This is a genomic window from Bacillus sp. J33 (genome assembly GCF_000518885.1).
Taxonomy (GTDB): domain Bacteria; phylum Bacillota; class Bacilli; order Bacillales; family Cytobacillaceae; genus Cytobacillus.
The window spans coordinates 19,208-41,254 of sequence record NZ_JAEL01000041.1 but is presented as its reverse complement, the minus strand read 5'-3'; the positions used below and the strand labels follow the sequence as shown (position 1 = coordinate 41,254).

Below are 22,047 nucleotides of genomic sequence, written 5' to 3'. Positions count from 1 at the left end.
CTTAAATCGTTTGTCATCCAATCCTCTTATGTGTAGGCAACGCCCCCAACTTAAGGTTGAGGCTTCAATGTATCCCAACTCGGTTCCGTCATCATACGGACCCAATGGGAATAAAATCCTCTAGCTACGTCTTCAGAAAAAACATAGGAGGTTTTACCCGGAAATTCAGGATTGTTTTTTCCCGAAACATTCAGCCCCATTTGCATGGCCAGCGGTGCCGTTTTGGATTTGTACCCACGAAGTGCGTTCTGAATTTCAACCCAGTTCTCCCCGTCATCTTGCTCGTACACTCCACCGGCACTGAACGTGCGGACATTTTGACGAGCCAGTTCGTCCTTGATTTCCTGCGGCGCGTCCTTATCAACGACGACGAATGCCCATACCTCAATCTGATCCGGTCCCTTCGGATGCCAGGTACGCACAGTGTTCATACCATACGGCAAGAATGAGCAGTTTGGGAAGATCGTCATGTGGCTTGCCCCCATTCTATGGTATGGCAGAAGATGCTCCAGACGTTCTTTCGCCTTTTCAAAAGCTGGGCCTTCGCTATAATATTTGTCAACTATAGGTCCTACACGTACTGAACCTCTTGCTGTATCAATATAAAAGCCGCATCCATGACCGCCCCATTTGGCTCGGAACTGATGTCCTTTCATATGAGGCTCAAAATTGGATAAATCTTGCTCGGGTGGCAACCCTGCAACTACAGCAGCCAAATGAGATGTCGTGGCAGCATGGTACATGTCCCCGGCAAATTGCTCCGCAGCAAACTTCCAGTTACAAGGAATTACCCACTTTTGCATGGCCCCGATGACTTCTGTCCCTGCCTCGGAACGATCCAGCATGGTGTCCATGTAAGGGGTTGCATCACTCAAATAAGTCAGCAAATCCGGCGCTTCCGGATCCCAGTTGGCAAATACTAACCCCTTGTATATCTCCACACGAGCCTGCAACGGCCCCCATTCTTCTTTCTTGAATTCGCCGGAGAATGCTTCTTCTTCAAACGGCACATTGACCAGATTGCCTGCTGTATCATACGCCCAGCCATGATAGGTGCACGTGAACGCTTTGGCATTCCCGCAATCCGCCCGGCAAATCCTCATCCCACGATGCCGGCATTGATTATGGAACACCTTGATGCTTCCATCTCTCTGCCGCACCATCACTACAGGATCTTCTCCCATATAGGTGGTCAAATAATCTCCCCGTTTGGGAACGTGGCTCTCATGGCCAAGAAGCAGCCATGAACGGCCAAAAACCCTCTCCAATTCCAACTCATACAGTTCCTGATCCGTATAAATGCGTGGATCTATCTTTCCTTGCTCTTCATCGATAAGGGAATGGATTGCTTCGGGTGTCCATTTTCCTGAATTAATGCTCATAAATCAAAACCTTCCTTTCTCTTAAAATCACGAATTGAAACCGCTTTCTTTTATTAAGTTTAAATTTTTTTAAAATTAAAAAATACAGCAAAAAGTGCTTTTTATTTCTGTATTTTCTAAACATTTAGTACAAATAACGATACAAAAATTTCCATTTAACAACACTCGGAATATCTGCTGGAGTTTAAGGTTCATATGAAAAACCCTGTATAAATGAATACAGGGTTTTGATCAGACTTTTTTATAAATGCTCAAACTTTAAATCCACACCTTAAGGCGGCTAAAATTTAAGAACACGCATTATTTTGCTTTTCAATCTCTTGCAGCAATATTTTTGCACCTTCAGGGCTTAACGCAATTTTTCCTTTTCCGTATCTTTTGTTCTCGTCAGCCTCAATTCATAAAGCTTCCGCGGCCTGCCGCGCTGGCCGGGCTGTTCTTCTCCGGTCACTTTGGCAAGCCCGAGCCGCTCGAGTTCGGCCATGATTCTTCTTGAATTGCGTTCGGTGTTTTTCAGCCACCTTGAGATTTCCTGTGCAGTGACGATATTTTTCTGATAATGCTTTGAAAGGTACTCAATTTTTGATACGATAACCGGGCTGATTTTAGCATCTTTAAAGCGTTCTTCCCATTCCTCTCCCCATTTGCGCTGCTGGTAGGAAATGGCCTCATCTCCGCTGTCCGGCAGGTGTTCCTGAATCTGTTTGTTTTCATCTACACTAATCACAGGCGACGTTTCCTTGTTTCGGGCATACTGAAGGGCACTCCGGACATTCTGCTCCGCATCATATGCCGTCAATCCATAGCCAATCCCGATTCTGACTTTCAGCTTGCTGTGTACTCTCGCTTCTTCAATCAAGGAATACATGGAGGACTCCTGAAAATGCATGTCCATTTCGCCTCTGGTCGTATAGATAAAGAATAGGCCGTCCCCTATTTGCACGAATGAGCCTTGGACTTTTTCTGCATAATCAAGCAGGACTTGCTTAAACTCCAGCTCATGGCGCTTCATTTCATAGGTAAAATGCTGCTCTTCCAGTGAACTGGCGGAGTGCATCACTTCAAGCCCCACGATGGCAATCTGTGACCGCTTATACCAATTGGATTGGCCTCTTTCCTTTAAATACCGTAAAGCCAGGTTGATGGCAACGGGAGAAGGGACCACCCGGTAACAGGGGATTCCATATTCTTTTAGCCGGTCATAAACCTCCAGGACACATGTCAAGGCTATCTCTGCTTTTCCTTCCTCATAAAGCTTTTTATGGAAACGGATGATTTCCTCAGCTGGTTCATACTCGTTATAAGAGAAGGAATGAATGTGCAAATCTCCTAGAAAGTATGTATTGCGCAGCGTATCCAGTTCTGATTGCTGAATGGTATCCAGGCTGGCATTTCGGAACCCGCCTTCCCTGATCTGTGCTTCAAGAAGGGTACCAAGCAAACTCGAACCGTACAATGGGGGATAGTGAGCATTTTCTTCCTGGATAAGCCCTTTTGAACGTGCATAATAATAAGGAGCCTGCCCTGAAAAAAACCATAAATCAATATTTGTTTGAAATTCCCTAATGATGTTTTCTGTTTCTTTTGTTTCTTTATAGATGTATGGAATCATCTCGAGTTCGCTATATTCACGCGCTAAAGCGAGAATATGACCGACGGAGTCTTCTGGTCCCACTACCCCAACGCGGATCTTCATCCTTTTCCACCTGCTTTTCTTACTTTATATACTAGCTTCAGTCTTTAAATAGTGTGCGATAATTTCTGTTCCCATTTCCAGGTCTTCAAGTGAGGCAAATTCCTCAGGATGATGGCTTAGCCCATTTTTGCATGGGATAAATAGCAGCCCGGATGGCCATTTGGCTGCCATGTTCATGACATCGTGGCCTGCGCCGCTCTCCAGTACCAGTGCCTGGTATCCCAAAGATTCTCCTGACTGCTGCAATTTGTTCCTCACATAATCATCCAACTGGATGGATGGGTTATGAACAAGGGTATTCACTTCCATTGTAACACCAAAAGAACTTGAAAGCTGACTGCATTTTTGGCGAATGAGCCTTTCCATTTCCCTTTTTAGCGAATCATCCACACTGCGGATATCCACCCCAAGCTCGACGATGCCTGGAATCACATTCATGGCATTTGGCTTCAGTTCAATGGTGCTCGCTGTAGCGACAATGGGAACTGCACTTGAGCCGGATAAAGAAGCTGCTGTCTCTGATATATATGAAATAAGAGGTGACGCAGCTACGAGGGCATCCTTCCTGTTCCCCATTGGAGTCGTTCCCGTATGGCCCATTTGCCCCTTTATGGTTACCTTCAGCCGGATTGGGCAAGCAACTGCCGTAACGGCTCCAAAGTCCGCCCCAGCATCTTCAATCCTTGTCCCCTGCTCGATGTGAAGCTCAATAAAACTTTTTAGCGCGGTTTTCGGCCGTTCAGCCTGGTCAATGGTATTCCAGGAAATCCCCATTTGCTCTACTGCCTGACGGATGGTGATGCCATTTTCGTCTGGCACATCTGCCAGTTCGTTCTTATTTAATAAACCGCTCATCGCTTTGCTGCCGATCGTAGATACCCCGAAGCGCGAAGATTCTTCCGAGGCAAAGCAAATGACTTCAATTGGAGAAGCAGGATTGAACCCTTCCTCCTTTAATTTTTTGAGGGCGGCCAGACCGCAAAGAACACCCGCTACTCCATCATATCCTCCGTCGCCTTTTACCGTATCCACATGGGAACCTACGGCAACTGCCGGAGAATCTGCTGTTCCTTTCCCCTTTGTTTCCCAGCGGGCAATGGCATTCCCTGCTTCATCTCTCCGGACCTTCAAACCGATCTCTTCAGCAATCGCAATAAATACATCAATTGCTTGCCACTCCTCTTCCGTGTATCCTAAACGGCAGAATCCTTCCGGCCGGTCCATGGAGGTGGTCAAATTCAGCTCTTTCAGATGCTTTTCTAGCCAATCTTTCATTCTCAACATTCCTTCCCTTTTCCAATATGATGAAAAATGCTGAAAAGAGGCAGAAATCCCTCTGCCTCTTTTTTGGACTCACTAGTAGACTTAGTTTAATTTCTTAATAGACTCAAAGAGCACCTTAACGGCTGACAGCATCGTGCTTTCGTTTATATCAAACTTTTCATTATGATGGCCTGCCGCAAGCTTGGTGCCAAAAATACAGTAGGTCGCCTGTCCTCCGTTCTGCTGAACCCTTTCCATAAAGAAAGTAGCGTCCTCAGAACCTGCAGGTGAATTGTCTTCAAGCACGCTCTCCTTAATAAGCGGAGATTCTTCCGCGCAAGCTTGCAATACGGCTGCCAGCCCGGCTGATCCCTGGACACTTACTGCCTCGCCTACAGTCTGTATCTCGTAATCTACTCCATACATTTGTGCCGAACCTGCAATCACAGCCTCTGCCTGGGCCTTGACGTACTCGTTGATTTTCGTGTTTTCCCCGCGCGTTTCAACTTTTAAAACGGCCCGGTCGGCGATGATATTACGTCCTGAGCCGGCATGCAATTCCCCCACATTAATGCGGGTTGCCCCTTCTGAATGGCGGGGAATGGCATAAATATTCAATGCAGCAGAAGCAGCTGCCAGCAGTGCATTTTTTCCTTGTTCAGGATTTCCGCCGGCATGGGATGCTACCCCTTTAAACGTAATATCTAGTTTGGAAGTGGCCAAAAACCCGTTCTTTGATGCAACAAAGTGACCATCCGGAATACCAGTGCCAACATGAGTGGCAATAAAGTAATCGACATCATCCACAACCTTGGCTTCAGCCATCGAACGCGCACCCCGGGTCCCCTCCTCGGCCGGCTGGAAAATCAGTTTGATTTTCCCCTTGAGGCTATCCTTATTCTCAGCAATCAAGGAAGCCAACCCAAGCCCGATCGCTGTATGGGCATCATGGCCGCAAGCATGCATTTTGTCAGGAAGAGTAGACCTGAATCCTTCTTTTTGCGGAAAATGGCTGTCTTCCTGGGATTCATGTATAGGCAGGGCATCCATATCAACGCGAAATGCGATAGTCGGACCTTCCTTTTTCGTGTCCATTGTGGCCACTATACCTGTATAGCCCTCTGAAAATGGTTTGATATATTCTTTTTTTGCTCCATTTTCGAGTGCCCATAGAACATGTGCCTCTGTGTCTTCCTTGCTGGGCTTGCCCATACAATAGCCGGGAGACATCACTTCTTTTCCCATTTCCAGCTGAAAGCCAAGTTCATCGAGAATAGATGCAACAATGGAAGCTGTCCGCATTTCAAGAAATCCGGTTTCTGGGTAGCGGTGAAAATCACGGCGCCACTCTATTAATTGATTTTCGAGATTGCTCATCTTTTACACACATCCTCGTTTTCTATTAGAGATAAGGACCAATTCCAGGACCAAATGGAATATTAAAGAAAATGAAAATTAAGATCATCACAATCCATGTCAGCAAGAAACAAATCGAGTAAGGAAGCATTAGCGAAATAAATGTTCCGATTCCGGCTTTTTTGTCATATTTCTGCATGAACGAGAGCGCTATAACCATGTACGGCATCATCGGGGTCACAATATTTGTTGACGAATCCGCCACCCGGTATGCCACTTGCGTAAAGGCCGGGTGATAGCCGAGCTGCATAAACATCGGCACGAATACAGGCGCTTCAAGGGCCCACTTGGCTGAACCTGAAGTGATCAGGAAGTTCAGCGATGCTGTAAAGAGAATATAGCCAATGATCAATCCGATACCGGTAAACTCTATGTCTTTCAGTACCTCCGCCCCGTTTACAGCAACCCAGGTTGCAATGTTGGACCAGCTGAAGAAGGCGATGAATTGAGCAATTGCGAATATTAAGACAATATAAGATGCCATATCCTTCATCGATTCAGCCATAAAATGGGCAACATCTTTACTGCTCTTAATGTTTCCAACCGTTATTCCGTAAACAGTACCGATGATGATAAAGAAGAACAGAATGATCGGGATAATGCCATCCAGGAATGGGGATGGAACAATGCCGCCATCTTCATTGGTTAGCGGGCTATTTGGCATAAGGATGGCTCCCAGGATTATCGCAATATATACCCCGCCTGCAATAACAGCATTTCGCAAAGCTTTGCCCGCATTAGGAGGATCTTCTTTTACAGCTTCTTTTACCTCTTCGCCTTTGTATTCTCCAAGGCGCGGTTCAATGAATTTCGTTGTGACAAGTCCGCCGACGACAGTTAGAACAAATACGGAAACAATATTGAAGTACCAGTTGTCTACAGGCGTCACGACCATATCTTCATTAATGATTTGCGCCGCTTCTGTAGAAATGCCTGCCAGTAATGCGTCTGTGCCTGCAATCAACAGGTTTGCCGTAAAGCCGGCACCGGCTGATGCATACCCTGCTGCTAAACCGGCAATCGGGTTGCGGCCAATTTTATAAAAGACCATCGCTGCCAGCGGCGGTACCAGAACCATCGCTGCATCTGATGCGATATTTCCCATGATTCCCACAAAAACAACTGTGTAAGTGATTAATGCAGGCGGTGATTTTAAAATCGTTTTTTTAATCGCGTAATCAAGCATCCCAACTTTTTCGGCAAGGCCGATACCAAGCATCATGGAAAGAACAAGGCCAAGAGGCGCAAATCCTGTAAAGTTATCGAGCATCGATGTTAAAATGAACTGTAAACCTTCTGCAGATGCCAAATTCTTGACCGGCAGTTCTTCACCGGAGCCCGGGTGAATAACGGTGGCACCAAAGGCGCTAAAGATTGCTGAAACAATAATGACAAGAACGGCTAGTCCGGCAAACAATATAAATGGATCCGGGAGCTTGTTGCCGACAATTTCAACCCCATTGAGGAACCGCTGTGCAATCCCTGCTTTCTTATTTTCTGTTACAATTTTCTCCCCTTGCTTTTCCGTTTTCATTTTCGCCCCTCGCTTTTCCGTTTTTTAATTTTTGGCTCTGTTATGCTTGTCTGCTGATTGCCGCTCCAGGCACTCAAGCTTACGGCGGGCGGTCCGGCGCGCCTGTGAGGTTTCCCTTTTGCAGGTCTGGCGCAGGACTTTGAATAAACTTTCCCGTATACTCACCGCACGCAGAAAATACGAATGCACTTGTTCCCTATTGCTCCAATCAACATCACGTCATAACTAATGGTGCTTTATTTTAAAGCTGATGGCTTTACACCTTTAGGGATTGGACATGTGTAAGGATTAGCCTTTTTGAACTCATTGAATTCCTGTTTAACAGCTTCCAATTCACCCTTGTCCGTCAGAAGTTTAACAGCTGTTATCGCCATGGCCTCTGCTGCACGGAGCATGCCTTTATGAGCGTAGCTGCTAATGCCTTGTGCGGTCATTTGCCATGTATGAAGCGGTGTCCCCAGGGTTGAAGTCGAGGCTGTCAGCTGTGCGGCTGGAACAACCCAGCTTACATCAGAGACATCCGTGGACCCTGCCAGAACTTCATTAGAAGGTTCATATGGCGAGATGGTTTCGGATAGGTATTTTCCTTCAAACTCGCTTCCATCCCCCATATAGCCAAACCCTCTTAAAATATCTAAATAGCTTTCTTTTTCCCCATCTGACAGCGTGGACCAAAGCTTTTCAGCAAAAGAGATTTCATCTTTATCCGGTTTTTCGATGCCAGCTTCCTGAAGGCTTTTATAGAGAATCTTTTCGAGGCTGCGGTTTGGAATATAGTTCGAACAAGCCTTGTCAAACTCAATGGCAAGCTCTGTTTCCGTCATCAATGCTGCCCCTTCTGCAATCTTGCATACCCGTTTGTAGATTTCATCCACCTGCTGAACCTTTGGCGCCCGGATTAAGTACAGCACTTCAGCATCAGCTTGTACGACATTTGGCGAAATGCCCCCTGTATTGGTAATGGCATAGTGTATTCTCGCTTCCGGCACAATATGCTCCCGAAGAAAATTTACTCCCACGTTCATCAGCTCAACAGCATCAAGGGCGCTTCGTCCAAGGTGCGGCGAATTTGCCGCATGAGAGGATAAGCCTTTGAATCTGAAATAAACCTGATAGTTTGCCAGACTGGAGAGACTCATTATGCTGTTCCCTGGAGACGGATGCCAGGTTAAGGCTGCGTCCACCCCATTGAACACACCTTCCCTGACCATAAAGGTCTTTCCGGAGCCGCCTTCTTCACCGGGACATCCAAAGAACTTAACGGTCCCCGGCAGATTGTTTTCTTCTAAGTATTTCTTTGCTGCGTATGCTGCGGCAAAAGCGCCAGTCCCAAGCAGGTTATGACCGCATCCGTGGCCGACATTCAGCTCTGTTGGCTCAAAAGATGTTTTATTGGGCACCTGCCCCAAACCGGACAGTGCATCAAATTCTCCCAGGAAACCGATAACAGGAGATCCCTTCCCATATGAAGCAACAAAGGCGGTTTCAATGCCTCCCGCTTTTCTTTCAACCTGAAATCCTGCTTTTTCACACTCAGAGGCCAAAAATTCTGCCGATGAATACTCTTCAAATCTAGTTTCAGGATGATAGAATACATACTCGCTGATTTTTTCAAAAGTCTCTTTGTTTTCTGCCAGAAATGTTTTCGCAAAGTTGTTCGTCATTATTTCCTCCTTTAAAAAGTCTATTTGTTGCTCATTAAATGGCCGATCCCCCATTTAAAATATGTATATATGCATCGGCCGCTGCCAGTAAAACTTCTTCCTGGAAATCAAACTTAGGGTGATGGTGAGGATAATCAAGCTGCGTTCCAAACAGCATATAGGTGGCTTTGCCGCCATGCTTCTGAACCCGATTCATCATAAAGCTGACATCCTCCGATCCTGAGACAGGCACTGCAGGCAATACCTCTTTAATATACTTGCTTGATGCACACCACTCTGTAATTTTCGGGATGAGCGCCTCGTCACAGACAACCACTTCCGTAACGCCTACTGGTTCAATCGTGCAGGATACATCATGCATATCTGCTGCCGCTTGAATCATCCGTGTGGCTTTTTCAGCCATATACTCCGCAATCTCTGGTGTCTCACCCCGCACTTCCATTTCCATATAGCTGTCTTCCGGAATAATGTTCCGGCCGCTTCCGGCAATTAGCTTCCCAACATTCACCCGGGTCACGCCATCATGGTGGCGCGGGATTCCATACAGATTGTTAGCAGCAGTCGTTGCTGCCAGTAAAGCATTTTTTCCGAGTTCGGGATTCATGCCGGCATGAGAGGAAACTCCCTTGAAATGGACATTGAATTTTGTTGAAGCAAGGAATCCCGGCGTTGTTGCCGCAACCGTTCCAATGGGCAGGGAATGTATGCCAATGTGGCCGGAATAAAAATAATCGATATCATCGAGCCAGCCTTTATCTGTCATAGCTCTAGCCCCCCGGCCCCCTTCTTCAGCCGGCTGGAAAAGGAGGGTAAAGCGGCCCTTTAGATTGTTACTATGTGTCGAGATATACTTGGCAACACCTAATCCAATGGCGGTATGCCCGTCATGGCCGCAAGCATGCATAACATTCTCTTCTTTAGAAACAAATTCAAGCTTTGACGGCAGATGTGATGAATCAGTTGATTCGTTTATCGGCAACGCGTCAATATCAAAGCGAAAGCCAACATGGTCCCCTTTCTTGCCTGTATTCCATATCGCTGCAAGCCCCGTATTTCCGCCGTGCATTTTTTGCAGCCAAGACTCTTCAACACCCCAGTCCCTAGCTTTTTTCTCATGCACCTCAAGATCGACTTCCGCAGGCACTCCCAGACGGGAATCCTCTTTAAGCGCTTCTTTCCCTATATAAATGCTGAACCCCATCTTTTCGAGTTCTTTTCCGATCCGATATGTAGTGATATACTCCATAAACCCCAATTCAGGCAAAGCATGCAAAGAACGCCGCCATTCGATCAATTGGGGAGCTATCTCCTTTATAAAGTCACCGGCCATTAAAAATCCCCCCTCATAGCTAGTAAAAATATCGCAATGTCCAAACATCCCAATAACCATAATTATTTATTTCGGAAATTTTCCGTTTAATTACCTTAAATACATTACACACATGTTATTAGAAAATTCAAATTAGATTTTTAAATTTAAAAACAAGAACTACTGAATATTTATGAATTCTAGCGATGAGCAATAAATGAATAGGGAACAAAATTTCAAGTTTTTATTCAAGGCTCTTTTCTCAGTGGGTCGTGGGACATTAAACTGATTCTTTTAGCAGGAACTCAGGTAAATTGGGGGTTTTTACATTTTAAACTTCAATGAAGTAAGTTCAATCAACGTTTGATTGAATCCTTGTATCCATTCACACACGAGAATAAGTATGCAAATTCATGAATTTAACATCAGGAACTGGTGACTTTAGCCTTACCATGTAATTAAAAACTGCCGTTTATGGCCGTATATTTTTTGAATGTAAGAAAGCCGAAAATATGCAAGAAATGAATAAAAACTTGCATATTTTCGGCTTATTGATAATTTTGTATATTAAACAAAAGCGCCCTCTAATGGAATAACTGTAATCGGCCTCATTCTTAAAATCACAACGTTTCCATTAGTGAAATCAAGTAGTTATAATGCAGCAATACTTATTATTCTTTATAGCTGATTTTAAATTATTTACTATTTCCAGCTAATCTTCGCCCTTTAACTCGCTTATTCGAGATGCGAATATTGGTACAAGCCACTCATCAAGAGTAATTCGGTCAATGCCTGAGAGGTTAAAGTATTCATCTAAATACTCTTTACAATTCTTATAATCAACAATCCATGAATTTAATCTATAAAACAATTAAATCATTAAAAAAAATGAAAAGTTGGGCTGCGATAAAAAACCCAACTTTTTTTATGTCTCCTATCTTTTCACTCAAAAATTTCTAAAAAAATTTTTCGACAAAATTCCTCAATACCTCATTTTGCCCCTATCTTTTCTAAGAGTTCTTCATATTTTTCTAACACTATAGGTGTTTGATTAATGATTGCAAAACTCTCTGTCATACATTGCCCACAATTACCCAGACAGTAATCTTCTTCAATTGTTATTTTAGGGTTTTGTTCCGCCATTTCCTTGATTTCATAGGATCCATTGATGTAATTTGAGGTACAAAATTTCACTATACACCCCATAATTTTTCCTCCTTTTTTAGGTGAATGTGGAGTCAATTATATTCAGAAAAATCTGTTAACGCAAACACACACATCAAAGGAAAAACGCTTTAATCTAGCAACGCTTTGGTGTTTTTTTGTTTTAATGGAAGTTTTTGCGCAAAAATATTCCTTAGATTATAATGGCGTCATTGTAAGAAAATTTTAAAAGTTTCCAACTGTGTATATAGTGGAAACAAATTAAAGGGAGGATCTATTATGCGAAATCAAACTGGGTTAAAAGAAAAAGTGCAGGAAAAGGAATTTTTCACAATTAAAAATATTGATTATGTTGAGTTTTACGTTGGAAATGCAAAACAAACAACTTATTACTTATGCAACGGATTTGGTTTTCGTCCCCTTGCTTATTCAGGATTAGAGACAGGTCAAAGGGATAAAGTTTCTTATGTTCTTCAACAAAAAAATATCCGTTTTGTTATAACTGGTTCCCTTCAATCCGATCATCCGGTTGCTGAGTTTGTAAAGCTGCATGGTGATGGTGTAAAAGATATTGCTTTACGTGTGGATGATGTTGAAAGTGCTTACAATGAAGCAATTTCACGTGGTGGTATTTCAATCATGGAACCTCATGTGCTAGACGATGAAAATGGATCAGTTAAAAAAGCGATTATCGGTACATATGGGGATACCATTCACACATTGATTGAAAGAGATGATTATAAGGGTGAGTTTTTACCTGGATATCAAAAAGCAGATTTTGATTACCCCGTTGCTGAGACAGGATTAATTGGAATCGACCATATCGTTGGAAATGTCGAACATATGGAAGAATGGGTTTCCTATTACGAAAAGGTAATGGGCTTTAAACAAATGATTCATTTTGATGATGAAGATATCAGCACTGAATACTCTGCGCTTATGTCAAAAGTTATGCATAACGGTGGAAGAATTAAATTCCCTATTAACGAGCCAGCGGATAGCAAACGCAAGTCCCAAATCGAAGAATATCTTGATTATTATAACGGAGCAGGAGTTCAACATGTTGCTGTACTTACGAACGATATCGTTGCAACGGTAAATGCATTAAAGGCCAATGGAGTAGAATTCCTTGATACTCCTGACACCTACTACGATATGCTGACAGATCGGGTAGGCGAAATTGATGAAAGTATTGAAAAATTACGTGAGCTAAAAATCCTCGTAGATCGTGATGATGAAGGATACCTATTGCAGATTTTTACAAAGCCAATTATGGACCGTCCAACTGTATTTTTTGAAATTATTCAGCGAAAAGGATCCCGGGGCTTTGGAGAAGGGAACTTTAAAGCTTTATTCGAGTCCATCGAAAGAGAACAAGCTCGCAGAGGAAACTTGTAAGAGATCTATCTTGGTCGATAAAGGGGAGAAACAAGATGAAATTGGAGGAAGGACTAGGACTCACTCAAAATACTAGTTTATATCCCTTTTTGAATCAGCTAATCGATTATGCAGGTATATTTCCACCAACAAGCCTTACCCTAGACGAAGCCATTCGTAACTATGCTTCATATCAGCTGGATAAGGATGCTTGGATGCTTGGACCATTTATCATCCAAGCATCCCGTTTAGATGAACTGGATCCATATATTACTTTGTTTTCCAACGAACGGCCTTTAACCATTTCAGTAGTAGGAACAAGGTCCAGCAACTCAACAGAATTTCATACAAACTTACTTGATAATTTGAAAAAAATTGATTCATTTCGGGAGAGACATGGCCAAATTGTACAAGCAAATACTTTAGAGATGCCATTGCCGCCTAAAGTACCGGATATAAGTCTATTAACTTTGACTTCTAAAGAAACGGAAAAAAGAGGATTACAAACTTATTGTGAGGTTCCTCTGCCTTTAGATAATAATTGGGAAGAAACCATATTTAAATCATTAGATGTCATTGCTTCCCACAATAAAAATAGTTTAATAGCTTTAGGATTTAAACTCCGTACTGGCGGTGTCACAGCTGATGCATTTCCGACCCCAAGACAGGTTGCAGCAGCTATTAAGGGCTGCCAAGATCGAGAGTTAATGATGAAATTTACAGCTGGATTACATCATCCGATTCGAATGTATCGGGAGGAAATTGGCGGAAAAATGCATGGGTTTATCAATGTATTTGCAGCAGGCATGCTGGCTCATCGTTATCAGCTTGATTTGGAGACTACCGAAAACATACTCGCTGATGAAAAGGCCAGTAATTTTAGTTTTAACTCCAAAGAAACATCTTGGCGCGATTTAAAAATAACCAGTAGCGAAATAAATAGACTTCGAGGTTCAGCATTACGTTCGTATGGATGCTGCAGTTTTATTGAACCACGCGAAGATATGAGAGCATTGGGTATTTTATAAATTAAAGGAGGATATAAATGATTCGGTCTTTTATTGATGTAAAAGCAGACTCCCACTTTCCAATCCAAAACCTTCCTTATGGGGTTTTTCAGCCCAAATATGGAGGGTCACCTCGGGTTGGTGTAGCCATCGGGAAATACGTATTAGATCTTTCTGTTCTAGAAGAATCAGGGCTTTTAAATATTCCGGAATTACAAGGTAAAGAAGTTTTTAAACAATCCACACTTAATGCCTTTATGGGGACGAACCGGAAAGTATGGAGCGCAGTTCGTAACAGGCTTCAAAATCTATTAAGTTCTGATGAACCAGTTCTTCGTGACAATTCTACTCTTCGCGATCAAGCATTTTATAAACAAAAAGACGTTGAAATGCTTTTACCAGTAGATATTGGTGATTACACAGACTTTTATGCCTCAAAAGAACATGCGATGAATGTCGGGATGATGTTCCGTGGAAAAGAGAATGCACTAATGCAAAATTGGTTAAATTTACCCGTTGGATATCATGGTCGTGCTAGCTCAGTCGTATTAAGTGGTACTGATATACGCCGGCCTCTTGGTCAAATGAAATTGCCAAATAGTGATACTCCTATTTTTGGTCCTTGTCTTCGCTTTGATTTTGAACTTGAAATGGGATGGTTCATCGGTCCGGGCAATGAGCTTGGAAAGTCGATTCCAGTTGATGATGCAGAGAATCATATCTTCGGTCTCGTTCTTGTTAATGATTGGAGCGCACGTGATATTCAAGCATGGGAATACCAGCCGCTAGGACCTTTCCTTGGTAAAAACTTTGCTACATCAATATCACCTTGGGTGGTACCACTAGAGGCACTAGAGCCTTTCCGAGTAGAGGGACCTAAGCCAGAAGTAAAGCAGCTTCCATATTTGAGACAATCCGGTAAAGGATCCTTTGATATTCAGTTAGAAGTTCATCTCTGCGGAGAAAAGATGGAGTCACCGCAGCGCATTTGTCAAAGTAACTTCCGCCATCTCTACTGGAGCATGGCACAGCAACTTGCTCATCATACAGTTGGCGGCTGTAATTTAAGAACTGGGGATTTGATGGCTTCGGGAACGATTAGCGGTACAACCCCTGAATCACGAGGAAGCTTACTGGAGTTAACTTGGGGTGGATCAGAACCCATTCAAATGAATAACGGTGAGCAGCGTACATGGTTGGAAGATGGCGATGAATTAACTTTAACTGCATGGTGCCAAGGAGATGGCTATCGTATTGGATTTGGTGAGGTGACCGGTTGTATTCTCCCTGCACTAGAATACTCTAAAGTCTAAGAATTTATTACTTAGGAGGTATTACTATGCCCTTTTATAAAAGATTAGGAAACATTCCAAGAAAAAGACACACTATTTTCCGCAAAGAAGACGAGTCTCTTTTCCGTGAGCAAGTCATGGGTACAAAAGGATTCTCGGGTATACAATCAATCCTTTATCACCATCATGCTCCTACAGAAATTGTAAAATCCGAAATATATGCAGATTGTCACCTTGAGTTTGAGGAACAAAAAGATCTATCGCACCGTCATTTTCAAACTAAGATTGATTCCAAACGAGGCGATGCTGTTAGTGGTAGACAGTTCATCCTGGGGAATGACGACTTGGTAATCGGGGTAGTGAAACCAACCGAAAATATGGACTATTATTACCGAAATGGTGACGGAGACGAATTACTTTTTGTGCACTATGGTACCGGAAAAGTAGAAACCATGTTTGGAACGATTGCATATGAACCAGGGGATTATATTATCATCCCAATTGGGACGATTTATAGAGTGGTACCTAACGATGAGGAATCAAAGTTTTTAGTAATAGAAACAAACAACTGGATTACTACACCAAAACGTTATCGAAATGCGCATGGACAACTTCTTGAACATAGTCCATTCTGTGAAAGAGATATTTTTGGGCCAGAAAACCTTGAAACTTACTCAGAAATAGGAAACTTTGAAGTAAGAACCAAATCAAGAGGATTCCTTCATTCTCATATTCTAGGCCATCACCCATTGGATGTTGAAGGTTGGGATGGATATATGTATCCATGGAAAATCAATATTGAGGATTTTGAGCCAATTACAGGCAGACTTCATATGCCTCCACCAATACACCAAATGTTTGAAGGGCATAATTTTGTTATTTGCTCTTTTGTTCCTAGACTATATGATTATCATCCTGATTCGATCCCAGCGCCTTACTTTCATAGCAACGTGGACAGTGATGAAGTTCTCTATTATGTAGAGGGGAATTTTATGAGCAGAAAAGGAATAAAAGAAGGTTCGATCACCCTACATCCTTCTGGTATTCCGCATGGTCCGCATCCAGGAACCATTGAAGCGAGCATAGGCAAAAAGGAAACCTTGGAATTAGCAGTTATGATAGACACATTCAGGCCATTACGAGTGGTAAGACAGGCGCATACTTTGGAAGACTTTAAATATAAATATAGCTGGGCCTCAAAGTAAAGGTCATTCTTTAACCCTTTTAAATATATTTTTATATAGAAAATAATAATCTTTACCCAGATAAAAGTGCCACCCAAAAATGGGTGGCAAAAAGGAAAGCAAGAAAAAATAACCCTATATTTAAAATATCAATAAAGAATGGAAACAGCAACTAAACAATCTTGATTTACTAGGAAGTTCCGACTATACATGATAAATTGTAAACGTTTTCTATGAAGAGAAACCCATGGTATCAAGGTGCCCTTATAAAAGAATATAAAGGAGAAGATTTATGAAAAAACCTTCATTTCCAGCCTCCATCATGGTAATACTGATCGTTATTACTTTATTAGGTATAAGCATTCTTCATTATGGTGTCGCACCTCAGATTCCGATTGTCATCTCAACAATTATCGTTGCCTGTTATGGACTTACATTGGGTTTTAAATGGAAAGATTTAGAGAACGCCATGGCAAAAGGGATTTTTCACGGAATCCCCTCCATCCTAATTCTCTGTTTAATTGGAATTTTAATAGGCGTATGGGTTCTAAATGGAACAGTTCCAACGATAACTTATTATGGTTTACACACTTTATCTCCTGATTTTTTCTTAATGTCAACACTACTGATCTGTGCTATTGTCTCGGTTTTCTGTGGAAGTTCATGGAGCGCTATGGGTACTATCGGGGTTTCCCTAATGGGTGTTGCCTACGCTTTAGGCATTTCTCCAGCCATGACAGCTGGTGCCATTGTTTCCGGGGCAATCTTTGGAGATAAAATCTCCCCCCTTTCGGATACTACTAACCTTGCATCGGCAACAGCAAAAGTAAATATTTATGAGCATATTAAACATATGCTTTGGACATCAATTCCGAGTTTTATCATTACATTGGCTGTATTCACCTCTATCGGAGTATTTCTGGATAGGGACCATACAAACAGTAACCAAATCGAAACAATTATCAACGTTCTAAATGATGAATTCATGATTACACCCATCACACTAATTTCACCATTGTTAATCATTATTCTAGCTGTAAAACGTATGAGTCCTATTCCATCACTTGTAATTGGTTTAATTGCAGCAATTTTAACCACTTTTTATACGGTTCCGAATGTAGCGATTGGAACCATTATGGCAACAGCACATAATGGATATGTTGCAGAAACAGGTGTAGAAGCGATTGATCAATTACTTTCACTTGGCGGACTAAGCAGTATGTTATTTGGGGTTTCACTCATTTTAATATCACTTGCCTTTGGGGGAATTATTCAACAAATCGGGATAGCCCACTCGATTATTGAGGGGATTCAAAAAATGTTGAAAAGCAGGGGAAATGTTATTACATCAACTGTTTTCTCTTGCCTTGGCATTAACCTAACTGTCGGTGAACAGTATCTTTCCATCATTTTACCTGGACAGTTATTTGAATCAGCTTATAAGAAGGTAAAACTCCACCCTAAAAATTTATCTAGAACTTTGGAAGATGCCGGGACAATCATCCATCCAATGATTCCATGGGGAGTAACAGGAGCCTTTATTATGACCACTCTAAATATAGGGATGGAATATGTCCCTTATGTCTTTATTAGTATGATCACACCGGTTATTGCTATTATCTACGGTTATACCGGCATTGGTTTGGCGCCTTTGCAAGAAGAAGCACAAGAAATCGAAACAGCTGAAGACACGATTGAAGCAACAAGAAATGTAATGTAATGGTTAATAACTTACTACTTTACTAGGAGGAATTTAAAATGAGATTGGCATTAGCAACGGAAAATACAAATATACAATCAACAGGTTCATTTGACATGTTTACAAAAATTCAAGGACATGAACAAGTATTATTCTGTAACGATCCCACAACAGGCTTAAAAGCAATCATTGCGATTCATGATACTACCCTTGGTCCAGCATTAGGCGGAACAAGAATGAGACCTTATCACACATTTGAGGAAGCCTTAGAAGATGCTTTACGGTTATCAAAAGGAATGACATATAAAAATGCAGCAGCTGATAATGACTTCGGTGGCGGTAAAGGTGTTATTATTGGAGATCCAGCGAAAGATAAAACTCCGGAATTATTCCGCGCATATGGACAATTTATTGATTCCTTAAATGGACGGTTCTATACAGGAACGGATATGGGGACTGTCCTAGATGATTTCGTTCATGCGCATAAAGAAACAAACTGTATTGCCGGTTTGCCAGAGGAATACGGTGGAGGCGGTGAAACATCAATTCCTACAGCTCTTGGAGTTTTATACAGTATTCAGGCTGTTGCCAATACATTATGGGGACACGAAAATTTAAGCGGAAAAAGATTTGCTATTCAAGGATTAGGTAAAGTTGGTTTTAAAGTAGCGGAACATCTACTGGAACATGGAGCCGATTTATATGTTACAGATGTTTCCGAGGAAGCCGTACAAACATTAGTAGAAAAAGCAAAGCAAATGGGTGGAAAAGCTATCGCTGTCAAGGGTACTGATATTTATGGAACGGATGCGGATATGTTTGTTCCATGTGCCATTGGGGGCATTATCAATGATCAAACCATTGAACAACTAAAAGTAAAAGGAATTGCGGGCGCAGCAAATAACCAGCTGCTTCATGAGAGCCATGCTAAAAGTTTAAAAGAAAAAGGAATCCTCTACGCACCTGATTATATTGTAAATAGTGGTGGTGTTATTCAGGTAGCTGATGAATTATATGGGCCGAACAAAAGCCGAGTATTGAGTAAAACGAAAACAATTTACCGTTCTATTCTTGAGGTTCTAAAACAATCAGAAAATGAAAATATTACAACTGTACAAGCTGCAAACTTGATATGCGAAAAAAGACTGAATGTAAGAAAGAAAAGAGACAGCTTCTTCTCTCCAAATAAACGTCCGAAGTGGCAAGTCCGCCATTAATCACGTCTGTTTTTACTCACATATCAAAATTCTTATAAAAAGCCCCTTAAATTTTCTTTAAGGGGCTTAAATTATTGATCTAAAACCTCGGCAAATCCTCAATCGAATTCACCAAATATAAATAAAAGAAATAGCAATAAACAATGATAAAAATTTAGTTGAACCAACAGGCTACTATGCTTATATAACTATCTAATAAATGGAGATATACTACATGTAAATGGCTGAACTATATTCTAAACTCCCCTCCTACATTAAATTAATGTTTACTAGCAGAACCCTCAAGTAAATTGGGGATTTTTATTATTCCTCTTGCTGCATCCCCTATCTTCCCCTCAAATTTCCTTAAGCAAGTTCAATCAAACAATGGATTGAATTCACTATTTTGTCACAACTCCCTTCCTTCCCCCATGTCGTTTCCGCTCTTTCATTTCTATTAATAAAGGTGAAAGGGCGGTGCAATAAAATGAATTTAAAATCCGGCAGTGTTGACCAGTTTGAACAGTTTTCCCAGTTTACAAATCTAAAAGAATTTAATGCGCATATGGAAATGTGGCTTGCGGTACATAAGGATCAGTTTACAAAAGGTGAGCTGGTGGGGCTTACAAGGCTGGCACGTTTCGCAGCGAAAATTCCCGGCGTATCCAATGCTAAAATCGGAACCGTTTTAAAAGCGATTCATGAAGAATACAATGGCAACGGAATTTCCCGCTCCACTTTTAAAAGGATGATTGTGAAGGCAGCTGAGCTGGGGATTTTCACGGTCCATGAAACAGAACGAAAAAATGGGTCCCAATCCAGTAACTTATATGTATTTAATCGTTATCCCAAGAGTGAGCCACCTAAGAAAGAAAAAATGGACCACCCTAATAAAACCATCAATCTTTCTAAAACTAATAAAAATCAAAAGAATACAAAACGTAACGAAACCGGGCTCGACCACACCTTTACCAGTGATCGTGTTCCTAAACCATTCGTGGATGTTGTGAAGTACTTCTTCCCTGAAGCTAAAAGCATTGAGGAGTTTTGGCGAATGACCAATATTGCAGCTTATCGAAACCAACGCGAACAAGATCAGGCCCAGGTACTGGACACAGCCATCCATTCCTTTAAGCAGCTGATCCGTAAAATGAAATCAAGCTCTGTAGCGAAACCGATCGCTTATTTCTACGGCATTTTGAATAAAAAACTAGAGGAGCTTTACTTCGAAGACTTGCTGGAAATGGGTTTTACAGCAGAGTCTGAGAACGTCTGCCTGAACTTTTTTTACAAAAAATAAAAAAAGTGAATTTTCCCCGTAAGTTGGAGAGTTTACCCCCTTAATCCATAAAGTTTGGTACCCAAACTCGGGAGTTTAGGGGGTAAACTCCCCGAAACTCGACTTTTTTTCAATTCGCAACAAACTCTTTTTTCCGCTATCTTAAAGCTACCCGGGAATACTTAGAGAGCGCGCTTTCCTGAAGGGATAGACAAATGGAGAGCTTTGAGCAAGCGGCAGTACAATTTGAACCGATGATTCACCAGATCATAAGGAACCTGAACATTTACAAAAACCAGGAAGAATACTTTCAGCTGGGATTAATCAGGCTCTGGGAGTCCTGGAATACATATGACCCTGAGAAGGGGAAGTTCCTAACTTTTGCTTATTCAAATGTAAAAATGAAGATACTGGACGAATTGAAGAAAAGCAAGCTGCAGGAGAACCGCAGTGTGGTTCCGGATGAAGGATTTTGGACAATAACCGAATACCCTATTACAGACCGGCCCCTTGAAGAGAAAATGATCCTTTCCTATTGTGAGGGACTGACCAAGAACCAGACGATCTGGGTGATATCTACCTTTCTCCATGATTTAACGACCAATCAAATTGCCGAACAGTATGGAGTAACGGTCTCCGCGGTTAGAGCTTGGAAAAAAGGGGCTTTAAAAAGGCTAAAATATACCCTCAGCAAAATCCACCATTGATAAATCACTAAATTAAAAATCTCATAAATTATTTTTAACTGCCATGTCTTTTTCCGGCTTTCATTTCTATTATAAAGGTGAAAGGAGGTGAACAAGATGGCACAAACACATATCATCGATTCCAAACTTCGCCTTGTCTTTGAAACAGGACTGGACGAACTAGGCAAGCCAGTCTACAAATCCAAAACCTACAGCAGCGTCAAGCAATCCGCTACAGCGGACCAGCTTTTCACCGTAGGACAAGCCATCGGAACGCTATCTAACTACCCGTTAATAGCACTTAACCGTAACGACAGCTTCGAAATCGTCGGCTAATCTACTAAAATTCTAAACTTGTTTGGAGGTGAGAAACATGGCGAAAACATTGGAAATGTCTTTCCTGACTGGAATGGGGAAAACGTCGAAGCTATCCGTTGAGAACCCGAAGGAACCAATTGATCCAATCGCTGTCAAAACAGCGATGGACCAGATCATTGCTGCCAACGCGTTTGACGGCAATGGCGGTGACTTTGTTCAGGCTCAAGGTGCTAAATTAGTTGAGCGTAACGTAACCGAATACGAATTAGCATAATGCGAAGAGGCCGATTTCCAAGGAAGCCGGCCTTTTTTAGCAATGCCATAAATGGGTGCCAGGCCCCACTAAGCGACCTGGCCACCGGAAAGGAGCAATGACAATGGAACAGATGGTCACACTCATCAGCGAGCTTGGCTTCCCGATTGTCGTCACACTATTTCTGCTGAACAGAATCGAAGCCAAACTCGATGTGGTCGTATCGTCAATACAGGGATTGCCGGATCGTCTGAAGGAATAGGATGTCCGTAAACAGGGGCCTTTTCAGGTTCCCTGTTTACAAAATAGGCATGATCAAAAAACCAAT

General features: G+C 42.1%; 20 protein-coding genes. 11 read left to right on the top strand and 9 right to left on the bottom strand.

The features are described from left to right. Positions 1-50: 50 nt before the first annotated feature. The 9 genes from L634_RS0113205 to L634_RS0113170 form a co-directional block, all read right to left on the bottom strand. Entirely contained in the window at positions 51-1,382 is a 1,332-nt protein-coding gene (locus L634_RS0113205; RefSeq protein WP_026582861.1) for an aromatic ring-hydroxylating dioxygenase subunit alpha, read from the bottom strand. A 287-nt stretch (positions 1,383-1,669) separates the two neighbouring features. Next, positions 1,670-1,741, bottom strand: coding sequence for a hypothetical protein (locus L634_RS34920; RefSeq protein WP_442852700.1), 72 nt, complete (start codon positions 1,739-1,741; stop codon positions 1,670-1,672). Continuing rightward, on the bottom strand, positions 1,732-3,078 hold the full coding sequence (locus tag L634_RS0113200) for a hypothetical protein (protein WP_026582860.1): 1,347 nt from the start codon (positions 3,076-3,078) through the stop codon (positions 1,732-1,734). The genes L634_RS34920 and L634_RS0113200 overlap by 10 nt, the downstream gene beginning before the upstream one ends. A gap of 24 nt (positions 3,079-3,102) precedes the next feature. Continuing rightward, on the bottom strand, positions 3,103-4,353 hold the full coding sequence (locus tag L634_RS0113195; RefSeq protein WP_034262666.1) for a M20 family metallo-hydrolase: 1,251 nt from the start codon (positions 4,351-4,353) through the stop codon (positions 3,103-3,105). Between the two features lie 90 nt (positions 4,354-4,443). Next, positions 4,444-5,718 (bottom strand): M20 family metallo-hydrolase, encoded by a 1,275-nt coding sequence (locus L634_RS0113190; protein WP_026582858.1) that lies wholly within the window; start codon positions 5,716-5,718, stop codon positions 4,444-4,446. Positions 5,719-5,743: 25 nt separating this feature from the next. After that, entirely contained in the window at positions 5,744-7,291 is a 1,548-nt protein-coding gene (locus L634_RS0113185; protein WP_034262663.1) for an AbgT family transporter, read from the bottom strand. 236 nt (positions 7,292-7,527) lie between these two features. Then, entirely contained in the window at positions 7,528-8,955 is a 1,428-nt protein-coding gene (locus L634_RS0113180) for a M20 family metallopeptidase (RefSeq protein WP_026582856.1), read from the bottom strand. A 34-nt stretch (positions 8,956-8,989) separates the two neighbouring features. Beyond that, positions 8,990-10,285 (bottom strand): amidohydrolase, encoded by a 1,296-nt coding sequence (locus L634_RS0113175; RefSeq protein ID WP_026582855.1) that lies wholly within the window; start codon positions 10,283-10,285, stop codon positions 8,990-8,992. 969 nt (positions 10,286-11,254) lie between these two features. Further along, positions 11,255-11,470, bottom strand: a complete 216-nt coding sequence (locus L634_RS0113170) for a DUF1450 domain-containing protein (RefSeq protein ID WP_026582854.1) — start codon at positions 11,468-11,470, stop codon at positions 11,255-11,257. A 237-nt stretch (positions 11,471-11,707) separates the two neighbouring features. Between L634_RS0113170 and hppD the strand changes: the two genes are divergently transcribed. The 11 genes from hppD to L634_RS0113115 all read left to right on the top strand — a co-directional run bounded on the left by hppD (position 11,708) and on the right by L634_RS0113115 (position 21,981). Beyond that, complete coding sequence (hppD, locus tag L634_RS0113165) at positions 11,708-12,826, top strand: 4-hydroxyphenylpyruvate dioxygenase (protein ID WP_026582853.1); 1,119 nt, start codon at positions 11,708-11,710, stop codon at positions 12,824-12,826. 35 nt (positions 12,827-12,861) lie between these two features. Next, positions 12,862-13,833, top strand: coding sequence for a hypothetical protein (locus tag L634_RS0113160; RefSeq protein ID WP_026582852.1), 972 nt, complete (start codon positions 12,862-12,864; stop codon positions 13,831-13,833). A gap of 17 nt (positions 13,834-13,850) precedes the next feature. Beyond that, positions 13,851-15,125 carry a fumarylacetoacetase gene (gene fahA, locus L634_RS0113155; RefSeq protein ID WP_026582851.1) on the top strand — a complete coding sequence of 425 codons (1,275 nt, stop codon included), beginning with the start codon at positions 13,851-13,853 and terminating at the stop codon, positions 15,123-15,125. A 26-nt stretch (positions 15,126-15,151) separates the two neighbouring features. Continuing rightward, positions 15,152-16,309 carry a homogentisate 1,2-dioxygenase gene (locus L634_RS0113150; RefSeq protein WP_026582850.1) on the top strand — a complete coding sequence of 386 codons (1,158 nt, stop codon included), beginning with the start codon at positions 15,152-15,154 and terminating at the stop codon, positions 16,307-16,309. 271 nt (positions 16,310-16,580) lie between these two features. Next, on the top strand, positions 16,581-18,008 hold the full coding sequence (gene nhaC, locus L634_RS0113145) for a Na+/H+ antiporter NhaC (protein ID WP_026582849.1): 1,428 nt from the start codon (positions 16,581-16,583) through the stop codon (positions 18,006-18,008). A 38-nt stretch (positions 18,009-18,046) separates the two neighbouring features. Further along, positions 18,047-19,204: a Glu/Leu/Phe/Val dehydrogenase dimerization domain-containing protein gene (locus tag L634_RS0113140; protein ID WP_051428325.1), complete on the top strand. Its 1,158-nt coding sequence runs from the start codon at positions 18,047-18,049 to the stop codon at positions 19,202-19,204. 466 nt (positions 19,205-19,670) lie between these two features. Further along, on the top strand, positions 19,671-20,483 hold the full coding sequence (locus L634_RS0113135) for a hypothetical protein (RefSeq protein ID WP_026582847.1): 813 nt from the start codon (positions 19,671-19,673) through the stop codon (positions 20,481-20,483). Between the two features lie 194 nt (positions 20,484-20,677). Next, the gene (locus L634_RS0113130; protein ID WP_026582846.1) at positions 20,678-21,169 is read left to right on the top strand and encodes a sigma-70 family RNA polymerase sigma factor; all 492 of its coding nucleotides are present in this window, start codon (positions 20,678-20,680) and stop codon (positions 21,167-21,169) included. Positions 21,170-21,265: 96 nt separating this feature from the next. Continuing rightward, complete coding sequence (locus L634_RS0113125; RefSeq protein WP_026582845.1) at positions 21,266-21,484, top strand: DUF1659 domain-containing protein; 219 nt, start codon at positions 21,266-21,268, stop codon at positions 21,482-21,484. A gap of 37 nt (positions 21,485-21,521) precedes the next feature. Further along, on the top strand, positions 21,522-21,740 hold the full coding sequence (locus L634_RS0113120) for a DUF2922 domain-containing protein (RefSeq protein WP_026582844.1): 219 nt from the start codon (positions 21,522-21,524) through the stop codon (positions 21,738-21,740). A gap of 103 nt (positions 21,741-21,843) precedes the next feature. Then, positions 21,844-21,981 carry a YvrJ family protein gene (locus L634_RS0113115; RefSeq protein WP_019380521.1) on the top strand — a complete coding sequence of 46 codons (138 nt, stop codon included), beginning with the start codon at positions 21,844-21,846 and terminating at the stop codon, positions 21,979-21,981. Positions 21,982-22,047: the final 66 nt, after the last annotated feature.